Origin of the sequence: Campylobacter ureolyticus, assembly GCF_027277485.1 — a bacterium.
Lineage (GTDB): Bacteria > Campylobacterota > Campylobacteria > Campylobacterales > Campylobacteraceae > Campylobacter_B > Campylobacter_B ureolyticus_B.
Genome location: NZ_JAPXGQ010000016.1, coordinates 1 through 22,105 on the forward strand (window position 1 = coordinate 1; position 22,105 = coordinate 22,105).

A 22,105-nucleotide genomic window follows, 5' to 3' on the forward strand; every position below is an offset into this window, starting at 1 on the left:
ACTCATTTCTTTTCCCTTTTAAATTTTATTTATTTTATATAGTAGTAGTGTTCCGACATTTTGTCAAAACTTAAACTTTTATTTTAATTTTTACTTAGTCGTTAAATCCATTAAATACTGGCTTTATTTTAATATATTGATATATTAATCTTAAAAAATAAAATTAATTATTTCCGACATTTTGTAATTATTAATCACTTTTTAGATTATTTTATTAAAATTAATAGCTATATTATGGTGCTTTAAGCTAAAAAATAAAAAAACTAAATCATTTTAACCTTAAATTATATAATTAATTTTATTATTTAATATTACTTAATTTTTGATTTATCTTTGCTGATTAGGTAAAATATGACTTATGAAAAATTTAGAAAAAAATAGAAATATTTATGTCCAACATGGTAGATTTTATATTGATTACCAAAAAAATGGTGTAAGAATTCGTCGTTCTACTGGAATTAAAAAATCATCTTTTGCATTTGATTTTATTCGTAAAAATTACGATCTTTTTATTGGCTCACAACTTGATATTGAAAAAGCTAGGCGTAAATACTATGAGCTTGAGGATGCACATACCGATAAAATTCTAAGAAAAAGGGAAGAAGGTGTTGTTATTTCTAAAAATAATAGTGAATTTAGCTTCGATAGCGTAATTAGTAAACTATTGGCTGAGAAGTCTTTTTTAAAAGACAAAACTGTCAAACTTTATACGACCATTAGTGAGTCTATAATCGAATTTTTGCGTTTTAAAAATATTTTTTATTTGTCTGATTTTAAAAGAGAACATAGTATTGACTTCATTCAGTTTTGTAAAGATAAGGGTCTTAAAGATAAAACTATAAAGCTTTATGCTTCGTTTTTAAAAACTATTTTTAAATATGGAATAAGTAATGATTTAATTTCTAAAAATCCATTTTATATGCCTAAATTTAAAAAAAGGCTTGATGAATTCGAGGATGAAAAATTTATACCATTTAGTCTTGATGAAATTATTCAGATGATAAAAAATGCTGACGCTGAACTAAGAACTTATCTTGTTGTTGCATTTTTTACTGGTGCTAGGACTGGTGAGATTTTAGCACTTACTTTTAACGATTTAGATTTTAATAATAGAGAAATTCGTATTAATAAAACACTTTCTGAATATAGTGTTGTGGATTCTCCTAAAACTAAATCAAGCAACCGAACAATTGATATGCTTAATATTGTATATAAAGAACTAGTAAAGCTTAATTTTAGTGATAAAAATGAACGGATCATAAAATGCTCACGCTCTCTTATACGCCTTAAATTTAACAAATTACAAGCAAAACTTGGCTATAATAAACGCAGACTTTATGATACTAGGCATTCTTTTGCTTCTTTAATGCTAAGTCGTGGTGAAGAGCCTATGTGGGTAGGTTGTAAAATGATGGGACATAAAGACTTAAATGAAACTTATCGTTCTTACGCTAAATATCTACCAAAAGATGCCAAACAAAGAGCAGTTTTTTTAAATGATGTTGTCATTTAAAATTTAAAAATAGCCATTTTTTAATTAAAGTATGCTATAATATGGAACTAATTTAATAAAAATAGATTGAATTTTTCATCCTTTACTGTTTTAAAATGCCGATTTATAGGCATTTAAGCTTAGCTAATTTAAGATAAAATATATATTATTAATTTTAAAAATTGCACAAATTAGGGGAAATATGTTTTTTGAGTTTGCTATTATTGCGCCAACTGCAAGTGGAAAAAGTGATTTAGCAATAGAGCTAGGAAGCGAGTATGATTGTGTTATATTAAGCCTTGATTCACTTTTAATCTATAAAGATATAAATATAGCAAGTGCAAAACCAAGCGATGATGAGTTAAAAAAAGTAATACATTTTGGCATAAATTTGACTTATCCAAATAAGCATTTTAGTGTTGGTGATTTTATAAATGAGTATAAAAAAGCCAAAAATTTTGCTGAAAATAAAAATAAGCCCCTTATAATAACTGGCGGAAGTGGGTTTTACTTAAAATCTATGTTGAATGGACTTGCTCCAAAGATCGAGGATGTAAAATCAGGCTTATCAAATTTAGAAATTTATACCCTTGCCTTGAAAATTGATTCCAAGTTTGCATCCAAATTTAGTCAAAATGATACTTATAGACTCAATAAATGGTATAGTATTTATCAAAAAACAGGTGAAATTCCATCACTTTTTTTAGAAAAAAACACATTGCCGCCAATTATAGAAAATCTTAAAATTTATGAAATCTTAGCTCCAAAAAAAATTCTGGATGAAAGAATATCTCTAAGAACAAAAAATATGATAAAAAATGGTCTTATTGATGAGGCAAAAATGCTTTTTTCAAAGTATAACCCAGAGTTAAAAGCATTAAATTCAATTGGCTTAAAAGAAACAAAAGAGTATTTAAGGGGAGAAATTTCCATAGATAAGCTTGAGGATTTAATTACTACACATACAATTCAGCTTGCAAAAAGACAAAGAACTTTTTTTAAATCTCAGTTCAAAAATAAAACAACACTCCCTTTAAATGAATTAAAATCCCACTTAAAAGAAGTTTTAAAAACCGCTAAAGATAGTGGCATTGTATAAAAATGCAAGTATTAATTTAACTACAAAAGGTGCTAGAAGACAAAAAGCGGCACAAAGTATTAGTGAAAATTTAATAAAGCCATTTTCTTCAAAGCTTATTTTGCTTTTTTCGTCATATAAAAACATATTTATAACAAGTTTTAGGTAGTAAAATAGGGCGATAGCAGAATTTAATGCCATTATAATAGCTAAAATTACATATCCTTTGCCAAGTGCTGCACTTAAGATATAAAATTTACCCCAAAACAGACTAAATGGTGGAATTCCAGCAAGGCTTAACATAAAAAGTGACATCAGCAAGGAGATAGTTAAATTTGACTTTGCTAAACCCTTAAAGCTTTCATAATCATAATGCCCATTTTTTATGCTCCAAAGTATGCCAAAAGCACCTAAATTTGCAAAAGAAAACATTATCCAATATAAAAATAGCCCCACGTTTGCATCTGTTGAGTTTATAAAAATTGCTCCTAGGATAAACCCTGCATGAGAGATTGAGCTAAATGTAAGCATTTTTTTAATATTTTTGGAACTTAGGGCTACAATATTTGCAAAACTCATAGTTATTATGGCTAAAATAAAAAGTATGCTTTTAACACTTTCAATGCCCAAAAGTAGATCAAACACTCTAAGCACAACAATAAATGCTGCTAACTTTGGAACAATAGATATAAATCCAGCTAAAATTTCATTTGATGAGTTGTAAATATCACTAAGCCAAGTATGAAATGGCACAAGTGATACCTTGAATCCAAGACCTGTTATTATAAAAATAGATGAAATTATTAAAAGCGAATTGCTTTCTAAATTTTTTAAAGAATCATTCATTTCATAAAGCTCTACGCTTCCAAGGCTTAAGTATAAAAGTCCAGCTCCAAATACAAAAAAAGCACTTCCTAAAGCTCCCATTACAAAATATTTAATGGCTGCCTCTACACTTTTGGTTGTGTTTTTTAAGGCTATTAGAGTATAAAGACAAAGGCTTGAAAGCTCGAGCCCAAGAATAATTAGAATTAGATTATCGCTCATTATCATCGTATTGAAGCCAGATATCATAAATAAAAATAGAGTGTAAAACTCACTTTTTTGATACTCTTCAAATTCATTTCTAGCAAAACTAAAAAGTAAAAAAAATAAAGATGTTAAAATTATAATTGTTGCACTTAAAATAGCAACACCATCTAATAATATCAGATTAAAAAATCCTCTTAAATCCCCATTGAATGTAAGGATAAAGCCTAAATCAAAAACTAGTGCTAAACTTGTTAGGCTTAGATAAAATTTACTTGTTAAATCCTTTTTTATCATACCTATTATGAGCAAAAAAACTCCAAATAATATTAAAAAGGCAATTGGAAAAAGGCAAAGCATATTTAATTTTTCAATGTCAAAAATAACTTTATTTACCATATATCATCCTTAGTTCATTTGCTGATTTTATAAATTTGGTTGTGGTTTCATCACTGGCTTTATCATACATAAATGAAAGCAGATTTAAAACACCGTCATTTATCCAAACCAAAAGTGTATTTGGAAAAATCCCTAAAACTAAAACTAAAACTAAAATAGGAATTATGGCACAAAGCTCAAATGGTTTTAAATCAGGCAAAGTTAAATTTGCTTTATTGGTAATTTTTCCTAAAAAAGTAAGTTTATATAAATTTAGACTGTAAATTGCACCCATTATAATGCCAAAACCACCAAGTACAGCAAACCATGGGTTAGTTTTAAAAATACCCAAAAGGCTTAAAAACTCACCCACAAATCCACTTGTTAAAGGCAGTCCAATACCTCCAAGAATCATTATGCAAAAAATAGTCGCATATATTGGCATAATTTTAGCAAGGCCACCAAATTTAGCCATTTCTTTTGTGTGCGTTCTATCATAGATAAAGCCAATCAACATAAAAAGTCCACCGCTTACAAGTCCATGACTTACCATAAAAAATATCGCTCCACTAATCCCTTCAATGCTCATTGAAAAAATTCCAAGCATTATAACACCCATATGAGCAATTGAGCTATATGCAATAACTTGCTTTATATCTTTTTGATAAAACGCAATAAAAGAGGTGTATATTACCATTACTATAGCGATTATGCAGATAAAATTTGCAAAATAATAACTTGCATCTGGAAATATTGGCAAAGAAAATCTTACAAAGCCGTAAGTTCCCATCTTAAGAAGAACTGCAGCTAATAGGATAGAGCCTATTGTTGGGGCTTTTCCGTGAGCATATGGAAGCCAAGTGTGAAACGGAAAAAGCGGAGTTTTAATAGCAAATGCAATACCAAAAGCTAAAAATAGCCAAATTTGAGTGTTTTTAGGAATTGCTAGTCTTTGCCAATCAAGTATGCTAAAGCTGTAACTTCCAGTTGTTTTATAGTGTAAATATGCCATAAAAATAAGCCCTAAAAGCATGAAAATCGAACCAAAAAAGGTATAGATAAAAAATTTAATTGCAGCGTAAATTTTATTTTCACTTCCCCAAAAACCAATTATATAAAGCATAGGAATGAGTGAGAGCTCCCAAAATATATAAAAAAGTATAGCATCCAAGCTTAGAAAAACACCCATCATCGTCATTTCTAATAGCAAAATAGAAATTATTAGATGTTTTTTTCTTTTTGAGATATTTAAGCTAATTAAACTAACAAAACAAATAAATGCGCTTAAAACTACTAAAAACAAAGATATTCCATCAATTCCAAGAATATAATTTATCCCTAAATTTGGAATAAAAGGAATAACTTCAAGCATAATTGAGTTATTTATAGCATCAAATTTATACCATAAAAACAGTGTTAAGCATAGCTCTATAAAAGAGGTTATAATGGCATAAGTTTTTATACTTTTTTCATCTATAAAAAATCCAAAAAATGCTGCAAATAGCGGGAAAAAAAGAACTATACTTAACTCCATAACGCCTCCAAAATAAAAGCCAAAATAAGCAGTATTGTAAAGCCAAAAACAAAATATCTAAGCATAAAAGATAAATTTGAAGTGTTTGTTTTATCAGATTTATTAGAAAGTAAAAGCAGTGATTTTGCTATAAAATCAACTGATTTGTCTATGGCAAAATTATCAATTTTTGAGCAAATTTCAGCCATTTTATAGTATGGTTTTATAAAAATAGTTTTATAAATTTTAGGAATGTAGTATTCGTTTTTCAGAAGTTTATAAAACATATTTTCTTTTAAATTTTCTTTAAATATGTTAAATTTATAAGCATAAATTGCAAATAAGGCTGATAATATAACGCAAAATAAAGTTATAGAAATAAGAAAAATTTGATTATTTTCTTTTATGTTAAAATCACCAGTTGTGCTTATGATGAATTTATGAAAATTTCCTTCAAAAAAGCCAGTTATTGTAGATAAAACTGCTAAAACACTTAAAGATACGATGACAAAAACTCTTGCATCATGTGGTTTGTGAGTAAATTTGGTTTTACCAAAAAATACAAGCATTATAAGCCTAAAACTATAAAATGCTGTCATCATAGCTCCAACTAGCAAGCAAGCCCAAACCATAAAATTTTGACTATAAAATGCAGCTTCTAAAATTTTATCTTTTGAGAAAAATCCAGCAAATGGATAAATTCCAACTAAGGCTAAGCTTGCAATAGTCATCAATACAAAAGTTGGTTTTAAAAACTGATTTAGTCCGCCCATTTTTTGAATATTTAAATCATCGTTCATTGCATGCATTATATTTCCTGCACATAAAAACAAAAGTGATTTAAAAAATGCATGAGCAATTAGATGAAATAGGGCAATCCAATACGCCCCAAGTCCTGCTGCAACAAACATATATCCAAGTTGCGAAAGTGTTGAATAGGCAATGATTTTTTTTAGATCATCATTTACAAGTGCCATTGATGCACCAAAAAGTGCTACAAAAACTCCTAAAATTACTATAAAGTCACTTATAAAAGCTGCATTTATGAAAATTTCATTTGCTCTAATTACTAGATAAACGCCAGCTGTTACCATAGTGGCTGCATGTATTAGGGCTGAAACAGGTGTTGGTCCTGCCATTGCATCAGCTAACCATGTGTGAAACGGAAACTGAGCTGATTTTCCCATTGCTCCAAAAAATAAAAGCCCAGCAATTAAGGTTATGTTAATTTTATCTAAATTTGAGATTGTAGAAAAAACAGTTTCATATTTAAGACTTCCCAAGTTTTTATATATTAGAAATAGGGCTATTAGTATGCCAAGATCCGCTACTCTATTCATTATGAAAGCCTCATTTGCAAACCAGCTAATTTTATCTCTTTGGTGCCAAAAACCAATTAATAGCCAAGAGCAAAGTCCAACGCCTTCCCAGCCTATAAATAAGCCTATAAAATTATCACTTAATACCAAAACAAGCATTGAAAAAACAAAAAGCCCAAGATAGGAAAAAAAGCGGTTAAAGCCATCATCATTTGCCATATACCAGATGGAGTAGATATGAACAACGCTTGCTACTATACCGACCATAACAGCCATCATAACGCTCACACTATCAAGCATAAAAGAGTAGCTTAAATCTAAAAACCCTACATTTATAAAATGACTTAAAAAAATATTTACACTTCCTCTTTCTAGAACTGATTCTAATAAAATAAATGAGCTAATTGTGCTAATTATCATTAAAAGTGATGATATTATGCCTATAGTGAAAGATTTTTTAGGAAAAAAACCTGCAATTAGTGATGAGGTAAGTGGTAAAAATAAAGAGATTAGGAAAAAATCAATCATCTTTTTGTCCTATTGTCTGCAGATCTTGAATGCTAAATGAGCCAGTTTTTTTATAAAATCTAACTAAAAGTCCAAGTCCAACTGCTAATTCGCTAGCTGCGATACCTATTATAAAAATAGCAAAAACTTGCCCGTTTAAGTCAGCTTTATATTCACCAATAGCTACTAGTGCAACATTTGCTGCATTTAGCAAAATTTCAGTTGAGATAAAAAGCATTATTAGATTTGATCTTTTCATAACCCCAATAAGTCCTAAAATAAACATGCAAATACTTACAAAAAGATAGTGATTTAGTCCTATTATCATAAGATATCTCCTTTTTTATCCATCTCTTTATGGGTTAAAACTATGGCACAAATCATCGCAGCTAAAAGCAAGGTTGCACAAATTTCAAAGGCAACGATATATTTAGTAAATAAAATAATACCAAGTAAATCAGTATTTCTTGCTCCTTCGATAATGGGGTAACTTGAGGATAAGCTTTTTGCTTTTATTGGGGCTAAAATCATCATAAAAAGCAAGATTGCTGATATTATAGAGAGTGAAAAAATAATTTTAAAAGATTTTTTATCTTCTTTAAATTCTATATTTGAGTCAAAAAACATCATTGAAAATGAGTATAAAACAACAACTGCACCTGTATAAACTAAAATTTGTATAACTCCTAAAAACTCAGCATTTAGTAGAAAAAATAATCCTGATATAAAAATCATACCACCAGCTAATGCGCTCATTGAATATAAGACTTTTGTAGAAAAAACACTTATTGCAAAAAGAAAAATACTCATAATGCTAAAAAAGTAAAATCCAATTGTTTCTATCATAAATTTTCCTTATCTAAAAAATCAGTTGGAGTAAGTCTTATTTTATCATCTTGTAAATATGAGCCATAGCCACTAAATTCCTCTTGTTCTTTTATATTTTTACTTAAAAGCTCATCCTTAAATGCATAATATGCTCTTTGTTCACTTGCAAACTCATACTCTTTTGTATGAACTATAGCTAACTCTGGACAAACATCTGCACAAAGTCCACAATAAACGCATCTTCCCAAATTTATAGAATAGTTTTTTACCTTTTTTCTGTTATCATCATCTAAAAAAGTCTCCATTCTAATACATTTACTTATGCAAATTTTTTCGCAAAGTCCACAACCAATACATCTTTCATTGCCACTTTCAAGAAGTCTTTGCAGTGAATGAACTCCACGATAACGAGAGTTTAGCTCCATTTTCTCAAAAGGATATAAAAGAGTGTGGGAATTATTTTTTTTAACCATTTCTTTAAAAGTAAGACTAAGCCCTATAAATAAATCTGGACTAAAAGTTCTTTTTAAAAAGCGTTTTAGTTTTTCTTTTTTAGATATTGCTTTTATTCTATTGTCAACTTTTATGTAACTCATTTTATCTCCTTAAATATTCACAATACCTGTTAAAAAAATCATCGCCAAGCATAGTGGCATTAGAACTTTCCAACAAAGCCCCATTAACTGATCTGCTCTTAAGTGTGGAAAAGTAGCTCTTGTCCATAGAAATAAAAAGAAAAAAAAGCTCGATTTTAAAATCATAACAATACCACCTGGTATAAACCAAATTTGATTAAAGCCACCAAAAAAAATTAGAGCTATTAAAACAGAGTAGGTTATCATATTTGCATACTCTGCTATAAAAAACATACCAAATCTCATTCCACCATAAGGCGTTGTAACACCAGCAATTAATTCGGGATCGTTTTCTGTTAAACAAAGTGGAGTTCTATTACACTCTATAAATGAGGCAATTAAAAATGCAACAAAGCAAATTGGTTGTTTCCAAATAAACCATGCTCCAATTCCGCCACTTTGAGCATTTACTATATCAATTATTGAAAGTGAGCCAACAAGCATAATAATTGGAATTAGGCTCAAACCATTTATAACCTCAAAACTAACAAGTTGCATAACAGCCCTCATTGAACCAATTAAACTCCATTTATTATAGCTTGATAATCCTGCTATTATAAGCCCATAAACACAAGTCGAACTAGCTGCTAAAACAAATAAAACGCCAACACCTATATCGCTTAAAATCGGATGAACTTTTTGCCCAAAAAGTGTAAATTCTGGTAAAAACGGTATTGGAGCCATTGCCACAAATGCAGCAGTTACGGAGATCAAAGGCGCAAGAATAAAAGCCAGTTTGGCTGATTTTTGAGGGATTACATCTTCTTTAAAAAAAAGTTTTATCATATCAGCTAAAATTTGAGCTAGCCCCAAAGGCCCAACCATCCAAGGTCCAATACGGCGTTGCATATAAGCCAAAACTTTTCTTTCAGCATATGTTCCAAGTCCGGCAAGTGATGCAATTACAGCAATTATTACAAGAGATTTTATAATGCTTTGAAGTATTAGCATTTAATAGCCTTTAATTCTATTTCTTTATATCTTGTCTTAAAACCAAATTCTAAATTTTCATCATAAAATGGAAGATAAGCCCCCTCAATTTCATCATCTTTTTTTACTTTTACTTTTTCATTGTCTACTTGAACTAAATCTCCTTCTTTTAGGCCAAATTTTTGCATAAAATCAACTCCTGCGTAAAGAAAAACTTCACTTTTTAAAAACTTGCAACTATTTGTAAATTTACTAAAAGCTCCGATTTGATTTGCTTTGTAGATGAAATTTTCTAAATTTTCATTTAGATTTGCGATTTTAAACTCATCTGTTTTTGGGTTATAAATTTTAGGCTTTATCTCAAAGCCTCTGCAGTTTTCGCCGCTATTTTTATAAAAATTATCTAAATTTTGTACTTTTATTTCACTTATTTCAAGAGATTTTGCGATATCTTTTAGATAATATCCGTTAAAATTTAAAGCTTGTTTAACGCTGACAACTCTTTTATCATAGTTTGTAAAACTTCCATTTTGCTGGGTTAATGCAGGCGCATCTAAATCAGAATTAAAAATACCAAATTTAAAATCGCCATTTTCATTGTATCCTAGAGTTTTTCCATTTTGAAAAATATCATCTAGCTTGCAGTTTAAAGCAACTCCTAAAGAGTTTGTTCGTGGCGGAATAATGAGAGTTTTAAAAGGAGTAAAAGCCTCTATCATGCCAGTTAGTTTTGCTAAATTTTCAGCATTTTTACTAAATATAAAATCCTCTCCAATAATCAAAACAAGCTCTTTTTTATCAAGAGCAAGTTTGTCAAACTCACTCTCATCTAAATTTAGGGTTTCAAAGTAGTTAATTTTATATTTTTCAAGCCAACTAGGTAAATTTTTACCAAATTTAAAAAGAATTAATAGCAAAATCTCTATATCAAATTTTGGATCGTGTTTGCAAAATAGTAAGTTTTTTGAAAAGCTTTCAACCACGCTATCTTTTATGGTGTGAAAATAAATAGCGTTTGCTTTATTTATCTTTAAAGCATTGTTTAGTTTGTATGATAAATTTGGATTATCATGTCTTAGAAAACTACCTGCAACTACTATAAAATCAGCATTTTTGATGTTTTGTGAATTTGCTGAAAAAAGATTTTTTCCAGAATATTTTTCAAAATTTTTTAAGAAATTTTGGTATTTTAAAGCCTCATCATTTATTAAATTTAATCCAAATTTTTCTTTTAAATTTGATAAAATTTGCACCTCTTCGTTTGTTATAAAACTATTGAATTTGATGTTTTTAATTTCATTATTTTTAATTAAATTGATAATTTTATTGAATTTACTCTCATTTTTATGGGCGTTTTCATTGTGAAAATCAAATCCAAATCTTGCAGCTTTATTTATTTCACCAAATTCATAATCATTTGTAACTCTATAAATTTTTAAATCACTATCTTCAATGCCTTTTTGTTTTACTTCGTAGTATATTAATTCACAGTCGCTTGAGTGCGGGTTTGATGAGGCTATTTTTTTTAGCTCCCAAGCATTTGATGAATAGGTAAAGTATTTTATCCCAAGTGCTCCAACTGGACAAACGGCCTCGCATTCTCCGCAGTTAGAACAACTTTTATCTTGCTCAATCAAACTTTTTTGAAATTTATTCCAAACTGCATAAGCATCTTTTTGCATACTCTCTTTTAGTTCTTTTGGTGGCATATCTGCGTTTCTTGGAGTTGTTTTTAGTGCATTTTCACCTATTTTATCCTTGCATACTGTAATGCATCTTTCACAAACTATGCATAAGCTTGGATCATAATCGATAAATTCACTGAAGTTTTTAATGGGCTTGTGAGTTTCTTTAATTGAGTAATTTACCTCATCAACTCCAAGCATTAAAGTATAATTTTGAAGTTCACACTCTCCGCTTTGATCGCAAACTCCGCATTCCAAAGGGTGGTTAATAAGATAGGTTTTCATTATCTCTTTTCTTGCCACATGAAGCTCGGGTGAGTTTGTTATAACGTTTTGTCCGTCTTTTGCTTTAGCATTACAACTATAAACGATTTTTCCATCAGCCTCCACCATACAAAGCCTGCAAGCAAGAGTTGGAGAACAGCAACTTACGTAGCAAATCGCAGGTATAAAAATATCATTTTTTCTTGCTATTTTTAGTATGCTCTCGCCATCAACAAACTCGCAAATTTGTCCGTTTATAGTTATCTTACCCATTTAAAACCTTTGTTTTTTTAAGTTTTAGCATTTAAAAACTTACCATTTTATGCCTTATGAGTTTTTACAACTTCAAAAGCATAGTTGTCAAGGTTTTTTACACCTAAAAATGCTATCGTGCCTTTTAAATTTTTATCAAATTTAAAAGTTTTTGTAATGTTTAAATTTTTTGATTTTATGGTTACAAGTTCACCATCTTTAACTTTTGAAACTATTTTAAAATAATTTCCACCTTTAAATTCATCATCTTTTGTGTGCTTATAAACAACTGCACCATCAAAATTATCAAGTTCTTTTAATTCACCTAAATTTGCACTATTGAAATCTAGTTTATTTCCAGCTGAGTCGATAATTTTAAGATTAAAATTTGAAGCTATTAGATTTAAAAGTGCCTTAATATTGTCTTTATCTTTATGAAAATTTAACATATTTTCATCTGCTATTATAAAATTAGCGTCTTTTAAAAAATCTACAATTTCTTCAATCTCCTCTTCGCCAACACTACTTTCTCCACTTAAAAACCCAATATCTTCATTTTCTAAATCTTTACAAATTTCAGAAGCTATCATCATTAAGACATATGCTTCGCTTGAAATTTCACACTTTACAAAGATATTGTTTTGTAGTTTTTCATCTTCCATAGGGCTAAGAGTTAAGAAGCTAGCATTATGAAATTTTTCTACTAAGTCAGGGTTTTGAAAGTTCAAATTTGGTGTTATATTAAAAATTTTCATATTTTTCCTTTTTTTACTGTAATTATCCAATCACTTCTATTAAATTTTATTGAATTTAAAAGTGTAGAGTTTAGGCCATTTATTAAGTTTGCACTTTTTTCTACACTTGAAAAATCCCCTATCTCAAAGATAAACTGACTTACTTCACCATTTTTACTTGATTTTACAAGTTCTCCCATTCTTGTTAAAAAGTTAGCTTTTAAATGCCTTAAATCATATCTTTTCATTATCTATCAACTTCACCTAAAATTATATTTGTACTGCAAATTATAGCTGAAATGTCTGCTATGTATCCACCTACTAGAAGATCTTCATAAATTGCACAATGCCAAAAAGATGGTGCTCTTATTTTGAGTCTATAAGGTGTATTTTCTCCAGTTGAATATATATAAAAACCAAGTTCTCCTTTATTAGCTTCTGTTGGGAAATAAATTTCACCAATTGGTGGTTTTATGCCTTGAGTTACTAGGACAAAATGTTTCATTAAAGAGTAGTTTTGCGTCATAATCTCTTCTTTTGTCGGACTAACGAACTCACTTTTTGCTAAAATTTGCGTATCGCTTTCAATGTATAGTTTTGCACATTGTCTTAAAATTTTAACACTTTCTTTTATTTCAGCAATATAACATTTATATCTTGCGTAACAATCTCCCTCATCCGAATATGGTACATCAAACTCAAGCTCATCATAAATTAAATAAGGCTCTTCTTTTCTAACATCATACTTTACTCCGCTTGCTCTAAGCATAACTCCACTACATGCATAACTTAGTGCTAACTCTTTTGAAATAACTCCAACGCCTTGCATTCTTAAAAGCCAAATTCTATTATTATTAAGCAGGGTTTCATAATCTTTTAGACCGTTTAAAATTTTGTTGCAAACATCGTAAAGATCATCTAAAAAACCATCATACAGGTCTAAAAAAACTCCTCCTATTTTTATAGAGTTTTGAGTAAGTCTTGCACCGCAATATTTTTCTAATAAATCTAATACAAATTCTCTTTCTCTAAAAGCATATAAAAAAACTGTCATTGCTCCAACATCTAAAGCTTGAGTACCAACATATAAAAGATGAGCTTGTATTCTGTTTAGCTCTAAAATTATAGTTCTTATAATTTGAGCCCTTCTTGGAACTTCAATACCACAAAGTTTTTCCACTGCGCCGCAAAACCCATAGTTATTTCCACTTGCAGCTGTATAGTCAATCCTATCAGTTACTGGAACAAATTCATTGTAAAGGGCATTTTCAGCCATTTTTTCCATACCTCTGTGCATGTATCCAATCCCAGGACTTGCTTTTATCACTTTTTCGCCATCAAGTTCAAGCATAAGTCTTAGTTGACCATGAGCTGCTGGGTGTTGAGGTCCAAAGTTTAAAATCATATTTGAGTTTTGTTTTGTAAATTCTATATTTTCAAAAAATGGTTTCAGCTTGGTAGGGTTTTGCATTACTATCTTCTTTTTTTAATTGTTTTAAATTTTTGCATTTTTGCCTTTTTAACAAGTGGAACTCCACCATCTTCTTGATACTCTTGCATGGATGCTTTATCGCTTGGTGGATTGCCATATTCGCTTTCATGATAAAGTTTTGCAAAATTAAAGTAGTCTTTACTATCAACAAAAGCACTATCTCTATTTTCTTCTTTAAATTTATCTCTATTTTCTCTTCCAAAAATTTTATCTATTTCATACCATTTTGCTTTTTCATCACCTTGTAAAGGATATGATTTTAAAAGTGGATATCCAAACCAATCATCTGGCATTAAAATTCTTTTTAAATTTGGATGATTTTTAATTAGCACTCCAAACATATCATAAAGCTCTCTTTCGCTCCAATTTGCGCTTTTAAAAAGTTTTGTAACGCTTTGTAGAAACTCACCGTTTTTTACAAAGCATTTTACTCTCATTCTTTTTTTAAGTTTTGTGCTTAAAAGTTGATAAAAAACGCAAATTGCCTCTTTTTCGTCTATGAAATCAATTCCGCTAAGATCACTTAAAATATCATATCCAAACTCTTTTAAAGATTTTAAGATCTCAAAATTATCATTGCTGTTTATAAAAATAACTAAATTATCAAACTCTATATATGAATCTTTTATTTCAAATTTTTTAAGTGCTTTTAATTCTGCTTCAAATTCTGAGTCAATAACTTCAAATTTATCGCTTTCTTTTGGAATTTCAAATCTCATCAAACAAGCCTTTTTGGTTTTTGACTTCTATTTGCACTTTGTTTTCTAATCTTTTTTTGAAGTATCATAAGTGCGTATTGAAGTGTTTCTGGACGTGGTGCACATCCTGGTATATAAATATCAACAGGTATTATCCTGTCGCACCCTTGAACGGTTGAATAGGTGTTAAACATGCCGCCTGTGTTTGCACAACTTCCCATGCTAATTACCCATTTAGGCTCTGGCATTGCATCGTAAAGTCTTCTTGTAAATTCAGCGTGTTTTTTTGTTAAAGTTCCTGCAATTATCATAACTTCGGATTGTTTTATGCTAGCTCTAAAAATAACACCAAATCTATCAAAGTCAAATCTTCCAGCACCTGTTGCCATCATTTCTATTGCGCAACAAGCAAGTCCGTAGTTTGCAGCCCAAAGGCTATTACTTCTACCCCAATTAACAATTTTGTCAATTGTTGTTAAGATAACTGGAGCACCGTTATTTTGTGCGTAATTTATTTTATCCAATCCAAAGCTCCTTTATGCCAAGCATAAATAAATCCTATAGCTAAAAACACCAAAAATAAAATCATCTCAATTAGCCCAAAAATTCCTAAAATTTTGAAATTTACAGCCCAAGGAAACATAAATATAATTTCTACATCAAATAGAATAAAAAGCACGGCTATTAGATAAAAATTTGAGTTTATGCGGTTTGGTTGAATTACTGGCACAGGACCCGACTCATAAATAGCATTTTTTAGCAATTCATCATTTTTGTTTGCAAATTTGTTTCCAAGATGGGCAGATAACTCAGTTATCAGGCCAAAAACAACAAATGATAAAATAAGCATTATAAAAGCACCAAAATATGGATGAGTAAAATACATATGCGACATAAACAACCTCATTACATATAAAATATTTCAATTATAATGAATTTAAACTTTAAACGGAATAAATTTATAATTTTAAGTCCATCTTTGAAATCGCTCATAAATTTATAAAAATATGATAAAATTAAATATATATTTTTTTAAAAAAAGGAAAAAATTATGAAAAAACTAGCTATTTCACTACTCATTTTATCTGGATTTTTTGCTGGATGCTCACAAACTGCCGAATATAATAAAAATCTCGAAGTAAAGGATGTGGCTCATAATATTGCTGTTAAAAAGCCACTACAAAAAACATATATTTATATGGATGCTTCAGCACTTGGCTCACAAAGTATTAAATCAAGCACATCTTTAGGTGAAGACAATTTAAAGATAAATATTGGAGAGTTTGTAAAAAACGAGAGTTTAAATTTTTTTAAAAGAGCTTTTTCAAATTTAGAATTTAGCACAAAAAAAGAAATTTTAAGCTCAAACGACCTTATAGTAATGCCTGAAATTTATAGATTTGGTTATGGGTTTTATAGTGCTGATGGATTTAATGTAGATTCAAAACCTTTTGTAAATTATACTTTAAATTTAAAAATTTACAAAAATGGAATAGAAATTTATAATAAAATAATAAGTAAATCAGATAGAATTTATGGTGAAAAAACATTTTTTGGTATGGGAAATACCAGCTACGCTCAAATTGGGCCAATTTTTCAAAAAGCTTTAGCTGATGATTATAATAATAATGCCGTTGATATACTAAAAGCTATAAATTTAGCAAATTAAACGGAGTAAATTTTTGAAAGAAATTTTAATAACAAATGATGATGGTTTTGAGGCAAGTGGACTTTTAGAACTTGCAAAGGCTTTAAAAAGCGTTGCAAAGGTTACGGTTGTTGCACCAAGCCAGGAAAAGTCAGCTTGTGCACATTCTCTAACTTTAACAAAACCACTTAGATTGATTGAACTAGCTCCAAATTTTTATAAGCTTGATGATGGAACACCGGCTGATTGTGTGCTTTTAGGACTTTTTTCGCTTTTTAAAGATAAAATGCCAGATTTAATAATAAGTGGTATAAATCATGGTGGAAATTTAGCTGAAGATATAACTTACTCAGGAACTTGCGGTGGAGCTATGGAAGGTGTTTTGCAGGGTATTCCATCACTTGCTGTGTCGCAGTTTTATGATGGCGATAGTATAAAAAAATACGGTTTTGATTTAGCATGTGAAGTAACTCTTAAAATAGTAAAAAAAATTTTTGAAAAAAACTATCCACTTCCAAGAAAAAAACTTTTAAATTTGAATATTCCAGCTGTTCCAAAAGAAAATTATAATGGCTTAAAAGTAGTTCCTGCTGGTGAAAAAGAGTATTATTTAGATGCAAAAAGATGTGAAAATCCACGCGGGGTTGAATATTATTGGCTTGGAAAAATGCAAATGAATTTTGATAAAAATAAAAATTTAAATCGTGATTTAGGTGCAGTTTTAGATGGATTTGCAAGCTTAACTCCAATAACTTTAAATTTAACCGAAGAAAGTGAAATTTCAAATTTAAAAGAGTGGATAAAGGTTAGTTTGTGATTGAAAATGATGATAAATTTACAAGGATAAAGTGGCTTTTTGGTAAAGATGGTTTTGAAAAACTTCAAAACTCAAAGGTTTTAGTTTGCGGCGCTGGTGGCGTTGGAGGAGCTTGCACAGAAGTTTTAGCAAGAAGCGGGGTAGGTAATTTAACCATTATTGATAAAGATATTTTTGAGATAACTAATCAAAACCGCCAAATAGGAAGTGAATTTGTCGGTGAAAAAAAAGTTGAAGTTTTTGCTAAGAAATTTCAGTGTGTAACGCCTATTTTCGCTAGGATTGATGATGATTTTTTGCAAAATTTTGATTTTAGCGGGTTTGATTTTGTAGTTGATGCTATAGATGATATCCCTGCAAAAGTAGCTTTGGCAAATAAAGTTTTTAGCCTTAACAAGACAAATTTTATAAGCTCAATGGGTGGTGCAAAACGCATAAATCCTGCATTAGTAGAATTGATAAACATTTGGAAGACAACAAATGATGCTCTTGCTAAAAAATTTCGCTATGAACTTAGAAAAAGTGGATTTAATGGTGATTTTATGGTAGTTTATTCAAAAGAAGAGCCAATTTGTGAAAATTTAGGAAGTTTTATGGGTGTAACTGCAACTTTTGGAAATTTTCTTGCAAGTTATGTGGTAAAAAAATTGATAGCAAAAGAGTGAAGATTATTTTTTGTTTTATACTATCTTTTTAATAAGTATAAATTTTCTTTCACATATAAGTTTCGATTATTTAAATTTCTACTTCCTCTAAATGTATTGTAAGTTTGTTCCAAGATGTCTACATGACCAAATTTAGCTAAGTTTGTCAAAAACTCATCTTTACTTATAAAGCCTTCTGAGTTGTAAGAAATAAGCACAAATTTAGCTTTTAAATTTGAAATCAGTTCAAAAAACGCTTCACTTGCAACTTTTTTCTTATTGTAATTGCTTCTATTCCAATCTTTTGGAATACCTGAAATCTCTGAAATTTCACTTGGTCGCTCATTTTTTGCGATTAAATTTAGCATAAAATAGTTTGAACCATAAGGGTGCTGGTTGTAAGGCGGATCTATATAGCATAAATCAACTTCCTCAAGCTCTTTTACAAGCTTATTTGCATCTTCTTGAAAGACTTTAAAATCACAATTAAAGCTAGAAAATACCGGTTTTTGAAGAGTTATTTTTGCTTTTATTCTTTTTAGGGCGTTTTGCCCTTCTCCGCCAAACTCACCAATTCCGTTTTTATTTTTATAAAAACCTTTAAAAACTCCACTTGTATTTGTATGATTACTAGCTAGATATAAAAGTGGTGCAAGATAAAATTTTTGTAAGCTTAAAGGTAGTTTTGCGATTTCGTTTCGTGCTGTGTCTATATAGTTTGCATTAAATTTGGTATAAAAAACTCGTTCAAATTCCTTTATATTTTCATCATCTTTAGGTGCGTAAAGTTCACTTATAAAACCTGGTGCAAAATTTGCTTTAACATTTGCTTTTAAATCATTTAAAATAGCCGAAATTTCACGCTTTAGCTCATCATTTGCATTTGTTAAATAGCACTCATTTATAATTTTTGAGTAAAGCTCTAAGTCATTTGCTATTAAAAAATTTGAGTGTTGTTTTAAAAATCTTGCCACTATTCCACTTCCACTAAAAAGATCAAGTGAGCTTAATTTATCTTTTTTTAAATCTTTTTTTACTTTATTAATTGCTATGCCTATAAAATTTAAAAGTGATCGCTTGTTTCCTAGATAGGTTATAATTTGTTTTGTTAAAAAATCACTATTTTCTTGCATTAATACCCAAGTTCCTCATCAACTAAAATTATCGTTGTTCTAGCACTCTCATCGCGTTTTATGATGCTATATTTATTGCATAATTCTTCTGGTGTATAAGTCCTTATTTTGCCATATTTTATAGCTGTTTTATTTATCCTATCAGCGTTTTTTACAGCTGCTATTTTTTCAATTCGTTCAATTGCTTTTTCCAAATTTAAAACAATTTTATTTTTTCCAACTATCAAAAGAACTTTTTTGGGGCCAAAAATTTGTGCCGCGACTCTGTTTCCTGTGCCATCGACATTGATAAGCCAGCCATTTAATGTAATAGCATTTGAACTTGTAATGTAGAGATCGCTTAAAAGCCCATTTTTACGGCGATTTAAATTTTCTTCCATTGAAATTTTAGCTTCGTATTGGTTGAATAAAGTTATATTTTTTAAATTCGCTAAATAATCCAAAAGCCCAATCTCTTTTACACTTTCAGAGCCACCAAGGCCGATTTTAAGACCATCTTTTATAAAAGTTTTTGCAATGCTTAGTGCTTCTTTGCCATCTTTTGCCTGCAAAACTTCAAAGCCATTGGTTTTTAAATTTTGTATTAAAGCTTTCATATTTCAATCCCTTATTTTTTTTATTTTTGTTCTATATAGTTTATAAATTTTTGATGGTTTTTTTTCTATAAATTCATCACCTATGACTTCATCAGCCACGCTTTTAGCATACTCTAAATCAAATTTTTGCCCATGCAAGTTTGCAGAGCTTGAATACATCCAGCCATGAGTTTGTAAAAATTGGCTATGTTTATCATCTTTTACAACTCTAACACTTTTAAAATTTGGATAGATAAAAGTTGTTTTTCTAGCCTTTCTAACTAAATTTTTAAATTTTTTTGGCACTCTTGCAAAACCCAAAAGCTCGCTAAAACTTGCCGTTGTGATTAGGCAGAGTTGATTCAAGTCTCTATTTTTAATGCGGTTAATTTCTTCTAGATTTTTACTTAAAAAACCAGCTGTAGTATCAGTTTGAACTAAATAAATCAAAATTTTATCCTTAAAATAGGCAATTATACACTTTAAAGATTTAAATTTAGATAATTTTGCTACAATGAACTTTAGATTCTAAGTTTTAGAAATAACAATTTTAGGAAATTTATGTATTTTATCGGTATTGATATTGGTTCAACCTCCACAAAAGTAGCTATTTATGATGCAAATTTAGATAAGTTTTGTGATCTGTTTTTTATGCCTACTGGATTTAGTGGAGTTGAAATTTCAAAAAAAGTTTATCAAATTTTACTTAGCAAAAACTACTTTCCATTTTTTATAACTGCAACTGGATATGGTAGAGTTAGCGTGGATTATGCAAATTTAAGCCTTACAGAAATACTTTGTCATGGTATTGGAGCTAGTTATTTGTTTAAAAAAGACTGCACGATTATAGATGTTGGCGGACAAGATACAAAGGCTATAAGGCTAATTGGCCAAAAGCCAGATGATTTTATAATGAATGATAAATGCAGTGCTGGAACTGGTAAATTTATGGAAGTTATGGCTACAAGACTTGGGCTTAATTTAGCTGAGATTTATGACATAGCTTCGCCAAAAGATGGACTTGAAATTAGTTCAACTTGCACGGTTTTTGCCGAAAGTGAGATAATTTCACTTATGGCAAATGGTGTTTTAAAACAAAATTTAGCTTATGCCATAGTTGATTCGTCAGCTAAAAAAGTCGCTAGTTTGGCAAAAAGGCTTGAAAATGATGTTTATTTTTTAAGTGGTGGATTAAGCAAAGTTCCAATTTTTATAAATTTACTCAAAACTCACTTAAATGCTGAAATTTTCACAGATAAAAATGCGATATTTTGCGGAGCGATGGGGGCAAGCTTGATGGGAAAGAGAAAAGCAAAGGATAAAAAATGAATCTTAACTCGCTAAAACAACAAAACGTAAATGAGCTTTTAAATTTAAAACAAAGTGGCAAGAAAATAGTTGGAGTTTTTTGTACTTACGCTCCAAAAGAGCTGATTTACGCAAGTGGTGCGGTGGCGATTTCAATATGTGCGTATAATGAAAGCCCTATAAATGAAGCCCACAAAGAACTTCCTAGAAATCTTTGTCCTTTAGTAAAGGCAAGTTATGGATACTCTTTGAGTGGAAAATGCCCATATATGAATGCAAGTGATTTAATAATTGGCGAAACAACCTGTGATGCTAAAAAGAAAATGTTTGAACTAATGGCAAATCAAAGAGAAATTTATGTGATGGAACTTCCAAACATGACAAACTTTTCAAGTCTAAATTTATGGAAAAGCGAGATATTAAGGCTAAAAAAGGCTTTGGAAGTTAAATTTAATACAAAAATTACTGATGAAAAATTAGCAGATGCAATAGAAATATATAATACCGAGCGAAGTTTAATGGCTGAAATAATGTCCCTTCCAAAGCTTGATCCAAATCCAATAACTGGAAGCGAGCTTCATGATATCTTGTTTGCAAATGATTTTATTTTTGATAAAAAAGAAAAATTTAAGCTTTTAAGGGGTTTGATAGATAAATTTAAAGAAAAAAGCAAAAGTGAATTTACTCTAAAAAATAATAAAAAAAGACTTATTATAACAGGCTGTCCAAGTGGTGGTGTTGCCAAAAAGATTATAAACGAGGTTGAGAAATTTAACGCCGTTGTTGTTGGGTTTGAAAATTGCGTTGGGAGTAAAAATTTTGATAATTTAGTTGAGTTAAAAGGTGATTTGTATGAGAATTTGGCTAATAGATATTTAAAAATTCCTTGTTCTGTAATGTATAAAAATAGTTCTCGTTTAGAAAAATTAAAAAATATGATAGATGAATTTGGGGCTGATGGAGTGATTGATATAAGCCTAAGTGCGTGCCATACTTACGCAATTGAAGCTTTTAATGTAAAAAATAGCGTAAAAGAAGCAGGGGCTTCGTATTTACATATTGAGACAGATTATTCAAAACAAGATAGTGGGCAAATTAGAACAAGACTTGAAGCTTTTTGTGAGCTTTTGTAACAAATTTAGGTTA

At 29.7% G+C, this 22,105-nt stretch carries 24 protein-coding genes; 7 read left to right on the forward strand and 17 right to left on the reverse strand.

Annotation, left to right across the window (positions count from 1 at the left end):
• Positions 1-358 precede the first annotated feature (358 nt).
• Together O6B72_RS08170 and miaA are read left to right on the forward strand one after the other, a co-directional pair.
• Positions 359-1,513: a tyrosine-type recombinase/integrase gene (locus O6B72_RS08170; RefSeq protein ID WP_269492808.1), complete on the forward strand. Its 1,155-nt coding sequence runs from the start codon at positions 359-361 to the stop codon at positions 1,511-1,513.
• 181 nt (positions 1,514-1,694) lie between these two features.
• Positions 1,695-2,591 carry a tRNA (adenosine(37)-N6)-dimethylallyltransferase MiaA gene (miaA, locus tag O6B72_RS08175; protein WP_269492809.1) on the forward strand — a complete coding sequence of 299 codons (897 nt, stop codon included), beginning with the start codon at positions 1,695-1,697 and terminating at the stop codon, positions 2,589-2,591.
• Here the strand turns inward: miaA and nuoN are convergent.
• Genes nuoN through O6B72_RS08245 form a run of 14 tightly spaced genes read right to left on the reverse strand, consistent with a single transcriptional unit; the run spans position 2,559 to position 15,729 of the window.
• Positions 2,559-3,998, reverse strand: coding sequence for an NADH-quinone oxidoreductase subunit NuoN (gene nuoN / locus O6B72_RS08180; RefSeq protein ID WP_269492810.1), 1,440 nt, complete (start codon positions 3,996-3,998; stop codon positions 2,559-2,561). The two genes, miaA and nuoN, sit on opposite strands and share 33 nt — an antisense overlap.
• Positions 3,988-5,511 carry an NADH-quinone oxidoreductase subunit M gene (locus tag O6B72_RS08185; protein ID WP_269492811.1) on the reverse strand — a complete coding sequence of 508 codons (1,524 nt, stop codon included), beginning with the start codon at positions 5,509-5,511 and terminating at the stop codon, positions 3,988-3,990. Before O6B72_RS08185 ends, nuoN begins: the two co-directional genes overlap by 11 nt.
• Positions 5,502-7,337, reverse strand: coding sequence for an NADH-quinone oxidoreductase subunit L (gene nuoL, locus O6B72_RS08190; RefSeq protein WP_269492812.1), 1,836 nt, complete (start codon positions 7,335-7,337; stop codon positions 5,502-5,504). The genes O6B72_RS08185 and nuoL overlap by 10 nt, the downstream gene beginning before the upstream one ends.
• Entirely contained in the window at positions 7,330-7,644 is a 315-nt protein-coding gene (gene nuoK, locus O6B72_RS08195; RefSeq protein ID WP_034965444.1) for an NADH-quinone oxidoreductase subunit NuoK, read from the reverse strand. Before nuoK ends, nuoL begins: the two co-directional genes overlap by 8 nt.
• Positions 7,641-8,162 carry an NADH-quinone oxidoreductase subunit J gene (locus O6B72_RS08200; RefSeq protein WP_018713404.1) on the reverse strand — a complete coding sequence of 174 codons (522 nt, stop codon included), beginning with the start codon at positions 8,160-8,162 and terminating at the stop codon, positions 7,641-7,643. The genes nuoK and O6B72_RS08200 overlap by 4 nt, the downstream gene beginning before the upstream one ends.
• The gene (gene nuoI, locus O6B72_RS08205; protein WP_244079584.1) at positions 8,159-8,740 is read right to left on the reverse strand and encodes an NADH-quinone oxidoreductase subunit NuoI; all 582 of its coding nucleotides are present in this window, start codon (positions 8,738-8,740) and stop codon (positions 8,159-8,161) included. The genes O6B72_RS08200 and nuoI overlap by 4 nt, the downstream gene beginning before the upstream one ends.
• A gap of 9 nt (positions 8,741-8,749) precedes the next feature.
• Positions 8,750-9,730, reverse strand: coding sequence for an NADH-quinone oxidoreductase subunit NuoH (nuoH, locus tag O6B72_RS08210; protein ID WP_269488272.1), 981 nt, complete (start codon positions 9,728-9,730; stop codon positions 8,750-8,752).
• Entirely contained in the window at positions 9,724-11,931 is a 2,208-nt protein-coding gene (locus O6B72_RS08215) for an NADH-quinone oxidoreductase subunit G (protein ID WP_269492813.1), read from the reverse strand. Before O6B72_RS08215 ends, nuoH begins: the two co-directional genes overlap by 7 nt.
• A gap of 47 nt (positions 11,932-11,978) precedes the next feature.
• The gene (locus tag O6B72_RS08220) at positions 11,979-12,665 is read right to left on the reverse strand and encodes a hypothetical protein (protein WP_269492814.1); all 687 of its coding nucleotides are present in this window, start codon (positions 12,663-12,665) and stop codon (positions 11,979-11,981) included.
• Positions 12,662-12,892 (reverse strand): NADH-ubiquinone oxidoreductase subunit E family protein, encoded by a 231-nt coding sequence (locus O6B72_RS08225; RefSeq protein WP_018713399.1) that lies wholly within the window; start codon positions 12,890-12,892, stop codon positions 12,662-12,664. Before O6B72_RS08225 ends, O6B72_RS08220 begins: the two co-directional genes overlap by 4 nt.
• On the reverse strand, positions 12,892-14,115 hold the full coding sequence (gene nuoD, locus O6B72_RS08230) for an NADH dehydrogenase (quinone) subunit D (protein ID WP_101637637.1): 1,224 nt from the start codon (positions 14,113-14,115) through the stop codon (positions 12,892-12,894). Before nuoD ends, O6B72_RS08225 begins: the two co-directional genes overlap by 1 nt.
• A gap of 2 nt (positions 14,116-14,117) precedes the next feature.
• Positions 14,118-14,855: an NADH-quinone oxidoreductase subunit C gene (locus O6B72_RS08235; RefSeq protein ID WP_024962339.1), complete on the reverse strand. Its 738-nt coding sequence runs from the start codon at positions 14,853-14,855 to the stop codon at positions 14,118-14,120.
• A complete protein-coding gene (locus tag O6B72_RS08240; RefSeq protein ID WP_016646394.1) occupies positions 14,855-15,358 on the reverse strand; it encodes a NuoB/complex I 20 kDa subunit family protein in 504 nt (167 codons plus the stop codon). The genes O6B72_RS08235 and O6B72_RS08240 overlap by 1 nt, the downstream gene beginning before the upstream one ends.
• A complete protein-coding gene (locus O6B72_RS08245) occupies positions 15,346-15,729 on the reverse strand; it encodes an NAD(P)H-quinone oxidoreductase subunit 3 (protein WP_269486187.1) in 384 nt (127 codons plus the stop codon). The genes O6B72_RS08240 and O6B72_RS08245 overlap by 13 nt, the downstream gene beginning before the upstream one ends.
• 156 nt (positions 15,730-15,885) lie before the next feature.
• Between O6B72_RS08245 and O6B72_RS08250 the strand changes: the two genes are divergently transcribed.
• The 3 genes from O6B72_RS08250 to O6B72_RS08260 are packed head-to-tail and all read left to right on the forward strand — an operon-like array spanning position 15,886 to position 17,964.
• Entirely contained in the window at positions 15,886-16,503 is a 618-nt protein-coding gene (locus O6B72_RS08250; protein ID WP_269488268.1) for a hypothetical protein, read from the forward strand.
• A 13-nt stretch (positions 16,504-16,516) separates the two neighbouring features.
• Complete coding sequence (gene surE, locus O6B72_RS08255) at positions 16,517-17,299, forward strand: 5'/3'-nucleotidase SurE (RefSeq protein WP_269487234.1); 783 nt, start codon at positions 16,517-16,519, stop codon at positions 17,297-17,299.
• Complete coding sequence (locus O6B72_RS08260) at positions 17,296-17,964, forward strand: tRNA threonylcarbamoyladenosine dehydratase (protein WP_269492816.1); 669 nt, start codon at positions 17,296-17,298, stop codon at positions 17,962-17,964. Before surE ends, O6B72_RS08260 begins: the two co-directional genes overlap by 4 nt.
• Positions 17,965-17,984: 20 nt before the next feature.
• Here the strand turns inward: O6B72_RS08260 and O6B72_RS08265 are convergent, their stop codons facing one another.
• From O6B72_RS08265 to O6B72_RS08275, 3 genes are read right to left on the reverse strand one after another with little or no spacing between them, the layout of a single operon-like run.
• Positions 17,985-19,076 (reverse strand): DNA adenine methylase, encoded by a 1,092-nt coding sequence (locus tag O6B72_RS08265; protein WP_269492817.1) that lies wholly within the window; start codon positions 19,074-19,076, stop codon positions 17,985-17,987.
• Positions 19,076-19,672, reverse strand: coding sequence for a lactate utilization protein (locus O6B72_RS08270; protein ID WP_269492819.1), 597 nt, complete (start codon positions 19,670-19,672; stop codon positions 19,076-19,078). The genes O6B72_RS08265 and O6B72_RS08270 overlap by 1 nt, the downstream gene beginning before the upstream one ends.
• A gap of 3 nt (positions 19,673-19,675) precedes the next feature.
• Positions 19,676-20,101, reverse strand: a complete 426-nt coding sequence (locus tag O6B72_RS08275) for a Sua5 YciO YrdC YwlC family protein (protein WP_269492821.1) — start codon at positions 20,099-20,101, stop codon at positions 19,676-19,678.
• A 111-nt stretch (positions 20,102-20,212) separates the two neighbouring features.
• Between O6B72_RS08275 and O6B72_RS08280 the strand changes: the two genes are divergently transcribed.
• Both O6B72_RS08280 and O6B72_RS08285 read left to right on the forward strand, forming a co-directional pair.
• The gene (locus O6B72_RS08280) at positions 20,213-20,980 is read left to right on the forward strand and encodes an acyl-CoA dehydratase activase (RefSeq protein ID WP_269492822.1); all 768 of its coding nucleotides are present in this window, start codon (positions 20,213-20,215) and stop codon (positions 20,978-20,980) included.
• Positions 20,977-22,092 carry a double-cubane-cluster-containing anaerobic reductase gene (locus tag O6B72_RS08285; RefSeq protein ID WP_269487239.1) on the forward strand — a complete coding sequence of 372 codons (1,116 nt, stop codon included), beginning with the start codon at positions 20,977-20,979 and terminating at the stop codon, positions 22,090-22,092. The genes O6B72_RS08280 and O6B72_RS08285 overlap by 4 nt, the downstream gene beginning before the upstream one ends.
• Positions 22,093-22,105: the final 13 nt, after the last annotated feature.